Origin of the sequence: Tsuneonella suprasediminis (genome assembly GCF_003605755.1) — a bacterium.
In the GTDB taxonomy this organism is placed as follows: Bacteria; Pseudomonadota; Alphaproteobacteria; order Sphingomonadales; family Sphingomonadaceae; genus Tsuneonella; species Tsuneonella suprasediminis.
Genome location: NZ_RAHJ01000019.1, coordinates 401,549 through 417,758, shown reverse-complemented (window position 1 = coordinate 417,758; position 16,210 = coordinate 401,549). Strand labels below are relative to the sequence as shown.

Here is a 16,210-nt window from a genome sequence, read left to right as displayed (position 1 = left end):
TTAAGACCAGTTATCTAAGGACCGCCCATGCCTACTTACACTGCCCCTACGCGTGATGCCCGCTTCATCGTGAACGAAGTGCTCGATCTTGCCAGTTACAGCAATCTGCTCGGTTTTGAGAGCGCGACGCCTGACATCATCGATACCGTTATCAACGAATGCGGCAAGTTCGCTGCGGAAGTTCTGCAACCGATCAACCAGCAGGGCGATGCGGAAGGGTGCACCCGCAATGCCGATGGCTCTGTCACTACGCCCAGTGGTTTCAAGGCGGCGTTCGATCAGTACCGTGAGTCTGGATGGGGCACGATTTCCTCGCCGGAAGAATTCGGCGGCCAGGCGATGCCGCATGTGCTCGGCTTTGCCGTGGAAGAATTCATCTCCACCGCCAACCATTCGTTCGGTATGTATCCGGGCCTGACCAATGGCGCGGTCAATGCGATTTACGCCACCGGCAGCGAAGAGCTGAAGACGAAATATCTGCCGAATATGATCGCCAATAAGTGGCTTGGCACAATGAACCTGACGGAGCCGCAGTGCGGCACCGATCTTGGCCTGATCCGCACCAAGGCGGAGCCGCAGGCCGATGGCAGTTACGCGATCACCGGGACCAAGATCTTCATTTCCGCAGGCGAACACGATCTGACGGAAAACATCATTCATCTGGTGCTGGCTAAAACGCCGGGCGCACCGGATTCGAGCAAGGGTATCAGCCTGTTTCTGGTCCCCAAAGTGCTGGTGAACGATGACGGCTCGCTGGGCGAACGCAACGCGGTGCAGTGCGGTTCGATCGAACACAAGATGGGCATTCACGGCAACGCAACCTGCGTCATGAACTACGACGGCGCGAAAGGCTGGATGGTCGGTGAAGAGAACAAGGGGCTGGCCGCCATGTTCATTATGATGAACGCTGCCCGCCTCGGTGTCGGCATTCAGGGGCTGGCACAGTCGGAAGTCGCCTATCAGAACGCCGTGGCTTACGCGAAAGATCGCCGTCAGGGCCGCGCGTTGACCGGGCCTGCCGATCCCGAAGCGAAGGCCGATCCGATCTTCGTTCACCCCGATGTGCGGCGGATGCTGATGGACGCCAAGGCCTTCACCGAAGGTATGCGTGCGTTCTATCTGTGGGCCGCGCTGCTGGTCGATCTGACGCACAAGGCGCCGACCGAGGAAGAGCGGGCAGAGGCCGATCTGCTGCTGGGTCTCATCACCCCGGTTCTGAAAGGTTACGGCACTGACAAGGGGTTCGACACTGCGGTCAACATGCAGCAGGTGTTTGGTGGCCACGGCTATATCAAGGAATGGGGCATGGAGCAGTTCGTGCGCGATGCCCGCATTGCCCAGATATATGAAGGCACCAACGGTGTGCAGGCGATGGACCTGTGCGGTCGTAAGTTACCTGCAAAGGGTGGCGCTGCTGTGCAAAAATTCTTTGCCGTGTGCGACGAAGAAATCGCCGCCGCCAAGGGCGATGAATCTCTGGCTCCTCTGGCGGAAAAGCTGGAACGGGCGCTCTGCGAACAAAAAGCTGCGACGATGTGGTTCATGCAGAACGCGCTGGCCAACCCCAACAATCTGGGGGCGGGCGCGCACCACTACATGCACATCATGGGTATCGTGACGCTTGGCCTGATGTGGCTGCGTATGGCGAAGGTCGCTTCGGCCAAGCTGGCCGATGGTGCCGACGACAAGGCCTTCTATGAAGCCAAGCTCGCCACTGCGCGCTATTTCATGGATCGGTATGTGCCCGATGCAGGTGCCTTGCGCCGCAAGATCGAAACCGGTGCGGAATCGATGATGGCGCTGGACGAAGCGGCGTTCGAAACCGCTGCCTGATCCGGTTGTAATCAGGCCCGGCGCGGGATGGTCGCGCCGGGCTCTTGCCCGATTGCGCTGCTGCTGCGGGTGTCGTTTCGCTTCGCGCTAAAACAGCGGCAATTGTCCGTCGAGCGATGGCGGGTGGAACTGGCTCTGGTCCAGAATGAAGCGCGACTTGCCGATACCCGCGCGCTTGCACGCGAGTTTGAAGCGGGCGCGGAACAGGTCCGCCCACACGCCCGATGGCTTCATCCGAGTAAAGAAATCGGGATCGTTATCCCGGCCGTTGCGGATCGATCGGACGATCGACATCACTTTGCCCGCCCGATCCGGGAAGTGAACCGCCAGCCATTCGCGGAACAGTGGCGCGACTTCGTGGGGCAGGCGCAAAGCGATCCACCCGGCTGAGCGAACTCCTTGCACAGCGGCGGCTTGAATGATCTCTTCCATGAATTCATCGGTAATTGCGGGGATCACCGGTGCAACCGAACAATGGGACGGGATGCCCGCTGCTGTGAGTTTCCCCAATGCAGCAATGCGTTTGGCCGGGGCCGCGGCGCGCGGTTCGAGCTTGCCCGAGAGCATCGGATCGAGAGATGTCACCGAAATCGCCACAGCCACCAGATTGCGTTCGGCCAATGCAGCAAGCAGATCGATATCGTCCAACACACGGTCGGATTTGGTGGTGATCGTGACCGGATGGCGGGTTTCCAGACATATCTCCAATAACTGGCGCGTGATGCGATAGCGCCGCTCTATCGGCTGATAAGGGTCGGTATTGGTGCCCATTGCGATGGGGGCCGGGCGATAACGGCGGCGCGCCAGCGTCTCCCGCAACAGGCGCGGAGCATCCGGCTTGGCAAACAGCTGCGTTTCGAAATCAAGCCCAGGCGACAGATCGTGATAGGCGTGTGTAGGCCGGGCAAAGCAATAGATGCAGCCATGTTCGCATCCGCGATAGGCGTTGATCGAACGGTCGAACGGAATATCGGGTGAGGAATTAAAGCTGACGATCGTTTTCGGGAATTCGTCCGTCACCGTTGTTCGCAATTTGGCGGATGGAGCCCCCTCCAGATTCGCGAGCGATTCCATATAATCGCGCCAGTCGCCGTCCAGTTCTCGCTGCGCCAGCCCGAACCGGTCGGGAACCCGCGCCGATTGCGCGCCGCGACCGTGTGTTTTGGGAGGGCGGGTATGATCCATTTGCTGGAACATACACAGAACAAATGTCGCGATCTAGCGAGAAATCGTCTCGGTGATCATAATGCTAACGTTCCTGCAGACGAGGGAGAAGCTGCACGAAATTACAAGGTCGGTTCCGGCTGTCGAGTTGCTCCGCCAGAATGCCATCCCAGCCGTCTTTTACCGCACCGTTCGATCCGGGCAGGGCGAAGACATATGTCCCGCGCGCGACGATGGCGCAGGCCCGGCTTTGCACGGTGCTGGTGCCGATGGAGCGATAGCTGATCCAGCGGAACAATTCCCCGAAACCGGGAATGTTTTTCTCTTTCACCCGGTCGAGTGCTTCGGGGGTGACATCGCGGCCGGTCAGCCCGGTTCCCCCTGAAGTTACGATCACGTCGATTTCGGGCTGGCCGATCCAGTCGTTAAGCTGTGCGGCGATGCGGTCGGCATCGTCACGTTCGATCTTGCGGGCGATCAGATTGTGCCCGGCATCGGCAATCCGCTGCGCCAGAATGTCGCCGCTGGTATCATCCGCCAGAGTGCGGGTGTCGGAAACGGTGAGCAGGGCAATATTGACCGGAGTGAATGGCCGTGCGGGGTCAACCGCCATATCAGGGTTGCGAGGCCATCGGTACATCGTTGCGGGTCAGGCGCACGGCGCGGCTGCCGGACAGTTCGGGGAACGTAGGCCACATGCCTTGCGCCAGTGCCTTGCGGCTATCGGATGCGCCGCCCGCCTGCCGTTCGTACATCCAGTAATTTCGCATGACGATGGCGACATAACCGCGCGTTTCCCAATAAGGGATGCTTTCCATGTAAAGCAGCGGATCACCCTGATCGTTCACTTCGCTGTTCCAGCGCGTGATAGGTGAAAGCCCTGCATTATACGCCGCCATGATTTTCGGCAGCAGCCCCCCGGTCGCTGAAGAATCACGCAACATTTCGAGGTTTTCCTGCCCAAAGGCGAGGTTGGTGCCCGGATCGTTGAGGTTCACGTAGCTCGCACTCATGCTCAGCCGGGGGGCGTGTTGCTTCACTGTGATCGGCGTAATCTGCATCAGGCCACGCGCCTGTGCGGGACTGACCGCATTGGTGCGAAAGTTCGATTCCTGTAGCGCATGGGCATAGGCCAGCGCCGGATCGACCTGCCATCCCGTGACCGGTTGCCAGCGCGGCGCGGGATAACGCAGCGCGGGTTCGGCCTTTGCCCCGCGGGGGGCATTATGCGCCATCCAAAGCTGTGTGGAAGGGAGGCCCAGTTCGCGGGCAAGGCGCGACAGTGCGCCATATTCGCCCGGATCGCCAATCTTCGCTTCGTGGCGGAGCACTTCGTCCGCGAGTGAATCGCGGCCGATTTCCGCCAGTGCGACGGCGGTTCGCACATTGGGTACTTCGCGCAGACGCTTCCAGTCGGACATATCGAAATCCGGCCCGCGGTTGGCGCGGGGCAGATGTTCGCCCAGCTGTTCGCGCGCAAGCATGCCATAGAGTGTTTCATCCCGCGCTGCCGCACCGCGTAGCAGTTCGGCGGCCTTTTCCGGCATACGGCAACGAACCAGCGAACGGCTCGCCCAGTAATAGGCCGCCGCGACAAGTTCGGGATTGCGGGCGGAGCGGGTCGCATTCTGGAAAGAGTCAGCGGCTTGCGCGCAAGAACCCAGCCGCCATGCAGCCAGCCCCGCCGCCCAGTCGCCTTCACCGACCCAATCGCCTGCGCCGCCCTGACTGACGGTCCGCGCCATAGCCAGAGCTTCGGCATCGCGGTTTTCAATGTAATACGACCAGGCAACCCGCTGGCGCCATTCAGCGCGTGATTCCGGAGATAGCCCGGCATCGACCCCGTCGAGCAGGAGACGCGCACCATCCGGATCGTCTGAGGAAATCTTCTGGAGGATCGCGCTGCTAATCTCATTGGGCATTGTGCCATCGTTCACGCTGCGCGGCAGAGTGCGCTTTGGCGAATAAGGCTGGCTGACGAGTTGCTGTGCACTGGGCAGCGCCGGCGGAACCTCCAGACCGCGTTTCAGTCCAAGCCGCACGATCTGATCCGCCTGTGGCAGATTGGTGCCGTTGGCCAGCCATGCCTGAATCGCAGGCAGCTCCACCTTCGGGCTGCTTGCGTCGAGATAATATTCGGCCTGCGCGATGTGGTGCAACGGGCCGTCGGGCCGTTCTGTGAACATCGCATCGACACTGGACCAGTCGTGCTTGTCGATCGCGGAGAACAGTCGCTTGTACCAGTCTTTTTCCGATTGGTTCAGCAGTTCGGGAACATTGGTGGAATTGGCACGCGCCCGGAAATATTCCGCGGCGCTGGCATTGGCGTGAGCAGGGGCGGCGGCGATCAGGCAGGATAGCGTTGCCACCGTGCCAGCCGCAGCGATTGACCACGATTTTCCGAATTTCCCCCGCATCATACCGATTTACCTGTCCGTCCAGTCCAACCATCTTTGCCAAAGGCGGGCGCGGGATGCGGCATTTGCCAGCAATCGTTCGGGCCCCACTTCGGCCATAGCCGGTATCTCTCCACGATCATGGTTAAAAATTTGTAACGTGGCAGCACCTTGCGCCAGATCGTGCCCGCAAAGCGGCAAAATGTTGCGTCCCAGAATCAACATGCGTTTTGGCGCATACAAACTGACGTGATAGCTAAGTAATTTCCCCAGTTCCCGATCGGCCAGACCGCGCCAGTCGGGCACCGGCGTATGGCGCGGCAATGCAGCGACGACGGCGGCTTTATCGCGATCGATCCCTGCCGCATTGAAGAACCCGTCAAGCAGCGCTCCCGTCGGGCCGGACAGGAGGCGTTCGGTATCACTTTCCTCCGGCTGAGCGATCAGCACCATCAGCTCCGCGCCCACATCCCCGCGAGATGCAACACGCGGAGCAATTCCCCCTTCGTCCAGCGACGGATCTGCCAGCCACCATTGGCGGAACTCTGGCAAAGTATCGGGCCAGTTGGCTGAATCGCCGCCAACCGGCTGCACGGGCGGCGGTGGGGGCGGGGCGGTTTCGACTATTCGGCGTGGTGGTTCCTCGCGAGAGTTGCCGGTCGTTGCCGCAACCGGATCGGCCAGCCAGCCCGCGGCATTGTCGGCAAAATCGGCATCGACGCCAGCTTCCCGCCACCAATCGAATGCGGCGGCAACCTGCGTAGCGAGCGGAAGAGGCGGTTTGGTATCCATGCGATATTCTTGAGAGGGTCTTGACCTGCCACGCGGCTGCAATCAAGCACATCGACACATTTTGCTGGAATTGAACAGGGACGGGTGAAGCTGATGGTCGAACGTGAATCGATGCCGTGTGACGTTGTAATCGTCGGGGGTGGGCCCGCTGGCCTGTCCGCCGCGATCCGTCTCAAGCAGCTTAACGACAGCCTTGAGGTTATCGTACTCGAAAAAGGTTCGGAAATCGGGGCGCATATCCTGTCTGGCGCAGTGGTCGATCCCAAGGCACTGGATGAACTGCTGCCCGAATGGCGCGATCAGGGATGCCCGCTGGCGGAAACTCCCGTCACCGATAACTGGCACTGGGTACTGACGAAGAACGGGCACCATTCCATTCCGCATATCCTGATGCCCCCGTTCATGTCGAACCACGGCACCTATACCGGTTCGCTCGGCAATCTTTGCCGCTGGCTTGCCGAACAGGCCGAAGCGCTGGGTGTGATGGTATTCCCCGGCTTCCCCGCCGCCGAAGTGATCGTTGGCGAAGACGGGGCCGTGGGCGGTGTGATTACACAGGACATGGGCGTGGCAGCCGACGGTTCGCACAAGGGCGATTTCCAGCCGGGCATGGAAATCCACGCGAAATATACCCTGTTTGCAGAGGGCGCGCGCGGCAATCTGACCAAACGGATGAAAGCGAAATACGATCTGGAGACAGACTGTCAGCCGCAGGTCTATGGCCTTGGCATCAAGGAATTGTGGGATATCGATCCCGATAAACACGTTCCGGGGCGCGTACTGCATACGCAGGGCTGGCCGCTGACCGAAAGCGATAGCTGGGGTGGGGGTTTTCTGTACCATCAGGCGAACGGTCAGGTTGCGCTCGGTTTTGTGACCGCGCTTGATTACAAGAACCCCTGGGTCAGCCCGTATCAGGAATTCCAGCGCTGGAAGCAGCACCCCTCGATCCGCGAATACCTCGAAGGGGGCAAGCGTGTTGCTTATGGCGCGCGGGTCATCAACGAAGGCGGGTGGCAGTCCGTGCCCAAGCTGGCCTTCCCCGGCGGCGCGCTGATCGGGTGTGCGGCGGGCTTCGTCAACGTGCCGCGCATCAAAGGCAGCCACACCGCGATGAAGAGCGGGATGCTCGCTGCCGAATCGATCGCGGCTGCGATCGGTCGCGGTGAAGAACGCAGCGAACTGATGGATTACGATGCTGCTGTCCGCGATAGCTGGATCGCGACAGAGCTGAAGAAAGTGCAGAACGCACAGCCCGCCGTGGCCAAGTTCGGTGGTGAGCTGGGCACGGTTATCGCCGGGATCGACATGTGGATGCGGCAGCTCAAAATTGGCCTGCCGATCGCGATGAAGCATGAGCCGGACTATGAGCTCACAGGCCGCGCCGATCTGTTCCCCAAGATCGATTATCCCAAGCCGGACGGCGAAATCACCTTCGACCGGCTTACTTCGGTCAGCTTCAGCTATACCAATCATGCCGAAGATCAGCCGTGCCACCTGATCGTGAAAGACCCCGAATTGCAGGTGACGAGCGAACTGGGCGTCTATGGCGGGCCGTCGAACCGCTATTGCCCGGCCGGAGTGTACGAATGGCTGGAAGATGAAACGACGGGTGAGCCGAAGTTCCAGATCAATTCGCAGAACTGCGTCCACTGCAAAACCTGCGATATCAAAGACCCGAACCAGAACATCACATGGACGACGCCCGAAGGGGGCGGAGGGCCGAACTATCCCAATATGTAAGATAATGCGCCTCCCCATCGCGGGGCGGGTCGCATGAAAGAAACCGCCTACGCCAAGATCAACCTCGCGCTGCATGTTCGCCAGCAGCGCGAGGATGGGTATCACGAACTCGAAACGCTGTTTGCATTTGTCGATGCGGGCGACGTGTTGAGCGCGCGCGCGTCGGAGCGGGATGAACTGACAACCGTTGGTGAATTCGCACAGGCATTGTCCGATCCGTTCGCCAATATCGCGATGCAGGCTCTCAACACGTTGACGCATCCGGGGGGCGTAGCGATTACGCTGGAAAAGAACCTGCCGGTGGCGGCCGGGCTGGGGGGCGGTTCGGCGGATGCCGGGGCGGTGTTCCGCCTGATCGAATCCCTGCACGGCCTGCCCGACGACTGGCGCGAACGAGCGGCGAAGCTGGGCGCGGATGTTCCCGCCTGTGTCGAAAGCCGCGCTTGCCTTGGCATTGGGACAGGCACCGAACTGGCCCCGGTTGAAAACGATCTGGCGGCCACCCCCGTACTGCTGATCAACCCGCGCGTTCCGCTCGCTACCGGCCCGGTGTTTCGCGCGTGGGACCGATCGGATCGCGGGCCATTGCCGCAAGGTCCGGCATCGCGGATCGCGGCGGAGGGGCGCAACGATCTGGAAGCCCCGGCTATCGCGCTGTGTCCGCCGATTGCCGATGTGTTGACGGCGTTGAGCGGAACAGACGCATTCCTCGCCCGTATGTCCGGTTCCGGGGCGACATGTTTCGCTCTGTTTCATACCTCTGGCGAACGAAATGCGGCGGCCGATTTCCTCGCCCGTGCGCAACCCGACTGGTGGCAGATGATTGGAGAATTACGTCCGTGAACGAATGGCAGCCTTTCCGTCAGCTCGGCCTTGGCGATGAACCGCGCAAAGGCGGGGTGGTATGCGTGGCGGACCATGCCTCAAACTATGTGCCGGGTGATCTGCCGCTGGGGATCGCACCCGAATTGCTGAGCGATCATATCGCGGTCGATATCGGGGTGGAAGGAACCGCCGAACGTCTCGCACTACGTCATCATATCCCCGCGCATCTGGCCTGCATCAGCCGTCTGGTGATCGACCTGCATCGGGAGGAGGATCATCCCGGTGTCGTGCCGACGACCAGTGATGGGCATCTGATCCCCGGCAATATCGGGGCCGATCTGGCCTTGCGGATCGAACGGTTCCACCGGCCCTATCACGCCGCGCTGGCCGATTTCATCACCACGACCGCACCGCGACTGATCATATCGCTCCACTCGTTCACGCCCGCGCTGGCGAGCAAGCCGGGGGAGCAACGCCCGTGGGAAGTCGGTCTGCTCTACAATACTGACGACCGCGCTGCCCGCCATGCGATCCGTCTGTTCGCGGAACAGGGACTGACCGTTGGAGACAATGAACCCTATTCAGGCAAACAGCTCAACGCGACGATGAATCGCCACGCAGAAAGCGCGGGCATCCCCTATCTGGCGATAGAGGTTCGCAACGATCAGATCCGCACCGAAGCAGGGCAAGCCCGCTGGGCGGCGATGATCGCCGATATCGCGGGCCGGGTCGCTGTGATGGTGGATGCGGCGGGGTAGGCCGGTCAGGCGCAGCGCTCCACACTCATCGCGCGCCGATCTTCGTCCAGACCTGTAGCCGCCTAAAGATTTTAGCGTTAGACCTGCGAAGTCTCTCCGCGCACGGCGGGGATATCCGTAATCATATTTGAGTGAAGACCATGCCCGATTATCGTTCACGCACATCGACACACGGCCGCAATATGGCGGGCGCGCGCGGATTGTGGCGCGCGACGGGGATGAAGGATGGCGATTTCGGGAAACCGATTATCGCCGTGGTCAACAGCTTCACGCAGTTCGTGCCGGGCCACGTCCATTTGAAGGATCTGGGCCAGCTGGTCGCACGACAGATTGAATCCGCGGGCGGCGTTGCCAAGGAATTCAATACCATCGCCGTCGATGATGGCATCGCGATGGGCCACGATGGAATGCTCTATTCGCTGCCCAGTCGCGATCTGATTGCCGACAGCGTCGAATATATGGTCAACGCCCACTGCGCCGATGCGATGGTGTGCATTTCCAACTGCGACAAAATCACGCCGGGTATGCTGATGGCAGCGCTGCGGCTGAATATTCCCGCGGTGTTCGTCAGCGGCGGGCCGATGGAAGCGGGCAAAGTGGTGCTGAACGGCAAGGAAGTCGCACTCGATCTGGTCGATGCGATGGTTGCCGCCGCTGATGAATCTTATTCCGACGCAGAAGTGGCCAGCATTGAAGAGTCTGCCTGCCCGACATGCGGGTCGTGCTCCGGCATGTTCACCGCCAATTCGATGAACTGCCTGACCGAAGCCCTCGGCCTTTCGCTGCCGGGCAACGGTTCTGCACTGGCGACCCATGCCGACCGGCAGGGCTTGTTCGAACGGGCAGGGCGCCTAGCGGTCGCAATGTGCCGCCGGTATTACGAAGATGGCGATGCAAGCGTTCTGCCGCGCTCTGTCGCCAGCTTCTCCGCGTTCGAGAACGCGATGAGCCTCGATATCGCGATGGGCGGGTCGACCAACACAGTGCTTCACCTGCTGGCCGCCGCGCACGAGGCAGGGGTCGATTTCACGATGGCCGATATCGACCGGCTCAGCCGCAAGGTGCCGTGCCTGTGCAAGGTCGCTCCGGCCAAGTCCGATGTGCATATGGAAGATGTCCACCGTGCAGGCGGGATCATGGGCATTCTGGGGGAGCTTGATCGCGCTGGCCTGATCAACACCGCGCTGCCCACGGTGCATAGCCCGACGATGGCCGACGCGCTCGATGGGTGGGACGTGGCCCGCACCAACAATCCCGCGGTGCAGGAATTCTTCCGCGCCGCACCGGGCGGTGTGCCGACGCAGACCGCGTTCAGCCAGAACCGCCGGTGGGACGACCTCGACCTCGACCGGCAAAGCGGCGTGATCCGCAGTGCCGAACACGCATTCAGCCAGGATGGCGGGCTGGCAGTGCTGTTCGGCAATCTGGCTGAAGATGGCTGCATCGTGAAAACCGCCGGGGTGGACGATTCCATTCTCAAGTTCTCCGGCCCGGCGAAAGTGTACGAGAGCCAGGATGCCGCCGTCACAGCGATCCTCACCGACCAGGTGGTCGAAGGCGATGTCGTGGTGATCCGTTACGAAGGGCCGCGGGGCGGGCCAGGGATGCAGGAAATGCTCTATCCCACGAGCTACCTGAAATCGAAGGGGCTGGGCAAAGCCTGCGCGTTGATAACCGACGGGCGTTTTTCCGGTGGCACCTCTGGCCTGTCGATCGGTCACGTTTCGCCCGAAGCGGCGGAAGGCGGCACGATTGCGCTGGTGCAGGAAGGCGATATAATCGAAATCGATATCCCCTCGCGCACTATCGCAATCGCCGTGTCCGATGCCGAACTGGCTGAGCGCCGTGCGGCGATGGAGGCGAAGGGCGATGCCGCGTGGCAACCGGTGAAAGAACGCCCGCGCAAGATATCCACCGCCTTGCGCGCTTATGCCGCGATGGCGACCAGTGCCGCGCGCGGTGCGGTGCGTGACGTGGATCAGCTGTACCGCAAATGATCCGCGCCTGCGCCTCGCTCGGGCTGATCGTCATGCTCGCCGCGTGTGATCGCGGCGCGGTGCAGCCGCAGGCCGATCCGGGCGCGAAACGGATCGATTGCGCCATTGGCGAGGGCAGCGATTTCGGCCCGGATTGTCTGGTGGAGAAAGTCTCTGGCGAACAGGGGCCTGAATTCATCGTCCGCCATCCCGATGGCGGGTTTCAGCGATTGCGGATCGCCCCCAACCGCAGCGGGATGATTGCGATTTCGGGGGCCGACGATGCGGTCAATGAACTCGTCGGTGAACCCAAAGTGCTGCAAGTGACGGTTGGCGAAGATCGCTATCGCTTCCCGGCGGATCTCGATGCCGGGAAATGAGCCGGTTCTGACCGCCGCGCAGATGCGCCAGGCGGAACAGGCGCTGATCGCGCAAGGTGTCTCGGTCGACGAACTGATGCGCCGTGCGGGGGAAGGGGCGGCGGAATGGGTCTGGCGCATGGCGGCCGGTGGTTCGGTCACTGTGCTTTGCGGCCCCGGCAATAACGGCGGCGACGGTTATGTGATTGCCCAGACATTGCATGCGCGCGGCCTGTCCGTCCGGGTGATCGCCCCAATGGAACCGACCACCGATGCCGCCCGCAATGCGCGCGCGCGATGGACCGGCGATGTTATAACAGATGCGGACGGCGCTGGCGGGCGGGTGCTGGTCGACTGCTTGTTCGGCTCTGGCCTGTCGCGCCCGCTGCTGCCCGAACACGCGAGCCTGATTGCAGAGCTGGCGGCACAGCATCAGCGGATCGTGGCGGTCGATCTGCCGAGTGGGGTCGCGACCGATGACGGGGTCTTGCTGGGCGATGTGGTTCGCTGCGATCTGACGCTGGCGTTGGGCGCGTGGAAACCCGCTCACTTCCTGATGCCCGCTCTTTCGGTGGTGGGAACGGTGAAACTTGTAACTATCGGCGCGCTGCCCGATGAGTTTGGTGCCTTATTCGTCAAATCGGCCCCACGGCTCTCTGTCCCGGAGCGGGGAGCGCACAAATACTCCCGTGGTTTCATGGGGATAGTTGGCGGGGAAATGGCGGGCGCCGCGCAATTAGCGAGTAAAGCGGCAGTGTACTCAGGGGCCGGATATGTGAAACTGTTCGCTGCCGAGGCACCCCCGAATGTCCCCTCTGCTCTGGTTGTGGAAAGCGGTGATCTGGCACAAGCGCTTGGCGACAAACGCCTTTCTTCGCTGCTGATCGGGCCGGGACTGGGCCGCAGCGAGGCGGCGCGGAATAAGTTGGCGATTGTTCTGGGAACAAACGTCGCCACAGTGATCGATGCCGACGCTCTGCATCTGCTGGACGACGACCTTCTGGAAGGTGTCGACACCACCCGATTGCTGATAACCCCGCATGAGGGGGAGTTGAATAGTCTCTGCAAAGCATTTGGAATTGAAGAAAAAACCAAACGCAAGAAGGCGGAGGAGCTGGCTGCGCGAACAGGGATGACGGTGCTCGCGAAGGGGCCTGACACGGTGCTCGCAACGCCGGATGCCCCCACGATGTTTTTCCCGCCTGCGCCCACCTGGCTGGCCAGCGCCGGAACAGGAGATGTACTCGCGGGAATCGTCGCAAGCCGTTTATCTACCGGGAAAAACTCTCTTGAAGCAGCGAGCGAGGCGGTCTGGTTGCACGCCGAAGCGGCCCGTGTTGCAGGGCCAGCCCTGATTGCAGACGATCTTGCCGCCGCGGTACCTAAAGCCTACGCGCGCTTGTTGTGAACGAACCTGAAGAGATCATCCGTGTCGCCGCCAAAGGCGATGGTATCACCTTGAGCGGACGGCATATTTCCCGTGCTGCGCCCGGCGATACGGTGTTGCCCGATGGCTCCATCCAGCCCGGCCCGCATCACGTCGAGCCGCCTTGCCCCCACTTTGGCAAGTGCGGCGGTTGCCAGTTGCAGCACCTTGATGCGGCTTCATTGGCCGATTTCGTGCGCGATCGGGTTGTGAACGCTGCGGAAGGACAGGGATTGTCGGCGGAAGTTATTGCGCCTGTTCATCTTTCTCCCCCGCATAGCCGCCGTCGGGCCAGTCTTATGGCGGTGAACGGAGGCGGTAAGCCTTTGATCGGATTTAGGGAATCCGGATCGCACAAAGTTGTCGGGATCGGGCGGTGCGATGTGTTGCGGCCAGAATTGTTCTCCCTTCTCAATCCGTTGCGAAGTTTGATCGCGACGCAGGGCAAGCGCTACGCAGTTGAGATCGAACTTAGCGCGACAGACCAAGGGGTTGACTGTGCTCTCAAGAATTTTTCGATGGATGGGCTGGAAGCTACTGAAGCTGCACTCGATTTTGCGCGAGAGTATGGGCTTGCCCGGCTATCTGTCGATATGGGCTATGGTTCCGAAGCTGTGTGGGAGCCGGAACCGGTCACAGTAACCCTCGGTTCCGTCCCGGTAGCTTTCCCGTCCGGCGCATTTCTGCAAGCGACCCAGGATGGTGAACAGGCACTATCGGGCGCCGTAAGCGATTGGTTGAGTGAGAGGAATCTCATAGCAGACCTGTTTTCCGGCCTTGGCACATTCTCGTTTGAGGTTGGCAAGCCAGTGGCGGCCTACGAAGCCGCGCGCGATGCCCATCTCGCTTGCCGGGTAGCTGCTGGAAAGGCGCAATTGCCGGTAGAGGCGTTTCATCGCGACTTATTCCGAAATCCAGTCAGATCGGATGAACTGGCTCGTTTCGACGGGATAATCCTTGATCCCCCGCGTGCGGGGGCGCGGGACCAAGTCGCTCAGATAGCTGCAAGCCCCTGTGATCGCGTGGTTTATATCAGTTGTAATCCGGCGAGTTGGGCAAAAGATGCCCGCATGTTGGCCGACGCGGGATTTCATCTGGCGGAACTAAGGCCCGTGGGTCAATTTCGCTGGTCCACCCATGTGGAGCTGGCGAGCCTGTTTGTCCGCTGATCTCTAAGCCTTTAGTGCAGCGAGGATATTTCGATCAAGAAATGCCTGAGCGTGTGGTTCGACCCATGCGTGGCTGGCGCGTTCGCAATGGGCGACACGCCGGTCATCCTTGTCCCACTGTTCGACGAAGGCCTGTGCGGTGCGATCGGCGCTCGCGAGAAGAATTCGAACTTCGCCATCGAACGCGTTGAGTCCATCGGCCATTTCTCCCGCCAGAGAGGTCGGGCGGGCCTTCACTTTGCTGGCCTGCAACAGCCCGCGGGCAAGCTTTCCGAAATGGACGCCCCCGGTTATCAGGCGCCCTACCTCTTTGGGATTTTTTAGCTTTTCCCAATATCGAGCGCGAACGGCCGAAGGAGGAGGGGGCTCGTCGGTGCCTTCGATGGTCCACGGGTTGGCGAGCACCAGCGCATCGCAACCCGCGCCGCTCGCCAGCATCAGTGCGCTGGCGGCATCGCAATTGCCGAGGCCGACAACGCGATCAACATATGGGGCGATCGCCTTAAAGGCTGCGAGGGCTGCCTCTATGTCCCTCTGGCTTTTGCGAAAACCCCGGTTCTCTCCGCCGCTGTCGCCAACCCCGCGCCGGTCGAAACGGAATACGGGATAACCTGCTTGCGCCACACGGGCGGCGAGCGCCGCTTGACCGCTGAATGCTCCGGACCGTACTTCATTTCCGCCAGTTACGATCAACAACCCGCTCGTGCCTTTTGCGGAATCGAGCGTTCCCGCAAGCATCGAATCCACGCATTCAAATGTCATGTGCAGTCGCGTCATGGATTTAATTCCAAAGCGATAGACAGGATTGCTGCCAATGATTCCGCCTGGCTGGCGTCTTCATCAGGTTCGGCCCGGAGCCAGAGGCCGGGGCCGCCCAGATCGGATTGGGGAATCTCGATAAGGTGATCCGCTGGATTGGCCGTTTCCAGATCGCGGAACATGGTGGCCCCGATCCGCCAACCGGCAAGTTCAACCCCTTCGCTTCGGCCAAGGGTCTGGATATCCTCGGTCTTTTCCGGGCGACCGGCTTCCTTCGCGGCAATGGTTCGGGCCCGGATCATGCCACGCAAGGCCTGCCTACCGCCGGTTGGCGCCCATGCCCATCCGGGTAGTCCATCAGGGGCGAGAATAGCGGAAGCGCGCACCGTAAGTGTATGAGTTGCCTTGAAATGCCGCGACGCATCGGCAGTGGCATCTCGCCAAATTGCCAATGTCTGCTGGGGGAGTGAGGCGGCGCTTTCGTTGCAGCCGGGGAGGTCCGGTGCGAAAGTATCGACGCCTGCCAAATCCAGACGGCGCATCACATTTATTGTCTGCCGACGGAGCTTGTTCGCTTCGTCGAACAGAGCGGGGATTACCAGCAGCCGAATGGTGCGGCCCCTGTCAAAAGTCAGCGCCATTTCGCTGTGATCGTTGCCGCATCCGACGGCACGACACGGCCAGTTGACGAGAGTGAAAGGTGTCACGCCTCGACCGCTTTAGCCTCGGCAAAGGCGAGCAATCCGCCGTATGTTTCCAGCATCTCGCCATCGACATCGTCGTCTTCGATAATGATGTCGAGCTGATCTTCCATTTCGGTCAGTAAACCGGCGACTGCCATCGAATCCAGTTCGGGCAAGTGGCCGAAAAGGCCGGTGTCGGCATCGAACGCCGCGACATCATCTGCTGCCAAACCAAGTACATCGGACAATATCTTACGAAGTTTCGCGTCGATCGCGGCGCGGCTTGGTGCGAGATCGTGACCATTCGACATGCGTGAGTGTCCCTTA

15 protein-coding genes are annotated in these 16,210 nt (G+C 61.0%); 8 read left to right on the top strand and 7 right to left on the bottom strand.

Features of this window, described 5'->3' with window-relative positions:
* Positions 1-27: 27 nt before the first annotated feature.
* The gene (locus D6858_RS11850; protein ID WP_120110579.1) at positions 28-1,833 is read left to right on the top strand and encodes an acyl-CoA dehydrogenase C-terminal domain-containing protein; all 1,806 of its coding nucleotides are present in this window, start codon (positions 28-30) and stop codon (positions 1,831-1,833) included.
* A gap of 87 nt (positions 1,834-1,920) precedes the next feature.
* Here the strand turns inward: D6858_RS11850 and D6858_RS11845 are convergent, their stop codons facing one another.
* The 4 genes from D6858_RS11845 to D6858_RS11830 form a co-directional block, all read right to left on the bottom strand.
* Entirely contained in the window at positions 1,921-3,018 is a 1,098-nt protein-coding gene (locus tag D6858_RS11845; protein WP_120110780.1) for a PA0069 family radical SAM protein, read from the bottom strand.
* Positions 3,019-3,082: 64 nt separating this feature from the next.
* Positions 3,083-3,610 carry a molybdenum cofactor biosynthesis protein B gene (gene moaB / locus D6858_RS11840; protein WP_120110577.1) on the bottom strand — a complete coding sequence of 176 codons (528 nt, stop codon included), beginning with the start codon at positions 3,608-3,610 and terminating at the stop codon, positions 3,083-3,085.
* A 1-nt stretch (position 3,611) separates the two neighbouring features.
* Positions 3,612-5,417 carry a lytic transglycosylase domain-containing protein gene (locus tag D6858_RS11835; protein WP_120110575.1) on the bottom strand — a complete coding sequence of 602 codons (1,806 nt, stop codon included), beginning with the start codon at positions 5,415-5,417 and terminating at the stop codon, positions 3,612-3,614.
* A 6-nt stretch (positions 5,418-5,423) separates the two neighbouring features.
* On the bottom strand, positions 5,424-6,185 hold the full coding sequence (locus tag D6858_RS11830; protein WP_120110572.1) for a uracil-DNA glycosylase family protein: 762 nt from the start codon (positions 6,183-6,185) through the stop codon (positions 5,424-5,426).
* A 93-nt stretch (positions 6,186-6,278) separates the two neighbouring features.
* Between D6858_RS11830 and D6858_RS11825 the strand changes: the two genes are divergently transcribed.
* The 7 genes from D6858_RS11825 (at position 6,279) to D6858_RS11795 (ending at position 14,441) form a co-directional block, all read left to right on the top strand.
* The gene (locus D6858_RS11825; protein ID WP_120110777.1) at positions 6,279-7,928 is read left to right on the top strand and encodes an electron transfer flavoprotein-ubiquinone oxidoreductase; all 1,650 of its coding nucleotides are present in this window, start codon (positions 6,279-6,281) and stop codon (positions 7,926-7,928) included.
* Positions 7,929-7,961: 33 nt separating this feature from the next.
* Positions 7,962-8,771, top strand: coding sequence for a 4-(cytidine 5'-diphospho)-2-C-methyl-D-erythritol kinase (locus tag D6858_RS11820; RefSeq protein WP_120110569.1), 810 nt, complete (start codon positions 7,962-7,964; stop codon positions 8,769-8,771).
* Positions 8,768-9,511 carry an N-formylglutamate amidohydrolase gene (locus D6858_RS11815; protein WP_120110567.1) on the top strand — a complete coding sequence of 248 codons (744 nt, stop codon included), beginning with the start codon at positions 8,768-8,770 and terminating at the stop codon, positions 9,509-9,511. The genes D6858_RS11820 and D6858_RS11815 overlap by 4 nt, the downstream gene beginning before the upstream one ends.
* Positions 9,512-9,651: 140 nt before the next feature.
* Positions 9,652-11,508, top strand: coding sequence for a dihydroxy-acid dehydratase (ilvD, locus tag D6858_RS11810; protein ID WP_120110564.1), 1,857 nt, complete (start codon positions 9,652-9,654; stop codon positions 11,506-11,508).
* Positions 11,505-11,867, top strand: a complete 363-nt coding sequence (locus tag D6858_RS11805) for a hypothetical protein (protein ID WP_120110560.1) — start codon at positions 11,505-11,507, stop codon at positions 11,865-11,867. The genes ilvD and D6858_RS11805 overlap by 4 nt, the downstream gene beginning before the upstream one ends.
* On the top strand, positions 11,854-13,254 hold the full coding sequence (locus D6858_RS11800; RefSeq protein WP_120110557.1) for an NAD(P)H-hydrate dehydratase: 1,401 nt from the start codon (positions 11,854-11,856) through the stop codon (positions 13,252-13,254). Before D6858_RS11805 ends, D6858_RS11800 begins: the two co-directional genes overlap by 14 nt.
* Positions 13,251-14,441 carry a class I SAM-dependent RNA methyltransferase gene (locus D6858_RS11795; RefSeq protein WP_120110555.1) on the top strand — a complete coding sequence of 397 codons (1,191 nt, stop codon included), beginning with the start codon at positions 13,251-13,253 and terminating at the stop codon, positions 14,439-14,441. Before D6858_RS11800 ends, D6858_RS11795 begins: the two co-directional genes overlap by 4 nt.
* Positions 14,442-14,444: 3 nt before the next feature.
* Here D6858_RS11795 and D6858_RS11790 read toward each other — a convergent pair whose 3' ends face one another.
* From D6858_RS11790 to D6858_RS11780, 3 genes are read right to left on the bottom strand one after another with little or no spacing between them, the layout of a single operon-like run.
* Complete coding sequence (locus D6858_RS11790; RefSeq protein WP_120110553.1) at positions 14,445-15,218, bottom strand: hydrolase 1, exosortase A system-associated; 774 nt, start codon at positions 15,216-15,218, stop codon at positions 14,445-14,447.
* Positions 15,215-15,907 (bottom strand): alpha/beta hydrolase family protein, encoded by a 693-nt coding sequence (locus D6858_RS11785; RefSeq protein WP_240623823.1) that lies wholly within the window; start codon positions 15,905-15,907, stop codon positions 15,215-15,217. The genes D6858_RS11790 and D6858_RS11785 overlap by 4 nt, the downstream gene beginning before the upstream one ends.
* A complete protein-coding gene (locus D6858_RS11780; protein WP_120110551.1) occupies positions 15,904-16,194 on the bottom strand; it encodes a phosphopantetheine-binding protein in 291 nt (96 codons plus the stop codon). Before D6858_RS11780 ends, D6858_RS11785 begins: the two co-directional genes overlap by 4 nt.
* Between the last annotated feature and the right edge of the window lie 16 nt (positions 16,195-16,210).

Bases quoted from the DNA above. Each gene is read 5' to 3' on its own strand.
- D6858_RS11835 (WP_120110575.1), bottom strand. From the start codon at position 5,417: ATGATGCGGGGGAAATTCGGAAAATCGTGGTCAATCGCTGCGGCTGGC.
- D6858_RS11830 (WP_120110572.1), bottom strand. From the start codon at position 6,185: ATGGATACCAAACCGCCTCTTCCGCTCGCTACGCAGGTTGCCGCCGCA.
- D6858_RS11790 (WP_120110553.1), bottom strand. From the start codon at position 15,218: ATGACGCGACTGCACATGACATTTGAATGCGTGGATTCGATGCTTGCG.
- D6858_RS11800 (WP_120110557.1), top strand. From the start codon at position 11,854: ATGCCGGGAAATGAGCCGGTTCTGACCGCCGCGCAGATGCGCCAGGCG.
- D6858_RS11805 (WP_120110560.1), top strand. From the start codon at position 11,505: ATGATCCGCGCCTGCGCCTCGCTCGGGCTGATCGTCATGCTCGCCGCG.
- ilvD (WP_120110564.1), top strand. From the start codon at position 9,652: ATGCCCGATTATCGTTCACGCACATCGACACACGGCCGCAATATGGCG.
- D6858_RS11850 (WP_120110579.1), top strand. From the start codon at position 28: ATGCCTACTTACACTGCCCCTACGCGTGATGCCCGCTTCATCGTGAAC.
- D6858_RS11845 (WP_120110780.1), bottom strand. From the start codon at position 3,018: ATGGATCATACCCGCCCTCCCAAAACACACGGTCGCGGCGCGCAATCG.
- D6858_RS11825 (WP_120110777.1), top strand. From the start codon at position 6,279: ATGGTCGAACGTGAATCGATGCCGTGTGACGTTGTAATCGTCGGGGGT.
- D6858_RS11780 (WP_120110551.1), bottom strand. From the start codon at position 16,194: ATGTCGAATGGTCACGATCTCGCACCAAGCCGCGCCGCGATCGACGCG.
- moaB (WP_120110577.1), bottom strand. From the start codon at position 3,610: ATGGCGGTTGACCCCGCACGGCCATTCACTCCGGTCAATATTGCCCTG.
- D6858_RS11820 (WP_120110569.1), top strand. From the start codon at position 7,962: ATGAAAGAAACCGCCTACGCCAAGATCAACCTCGCGCTGCATGTTCGC.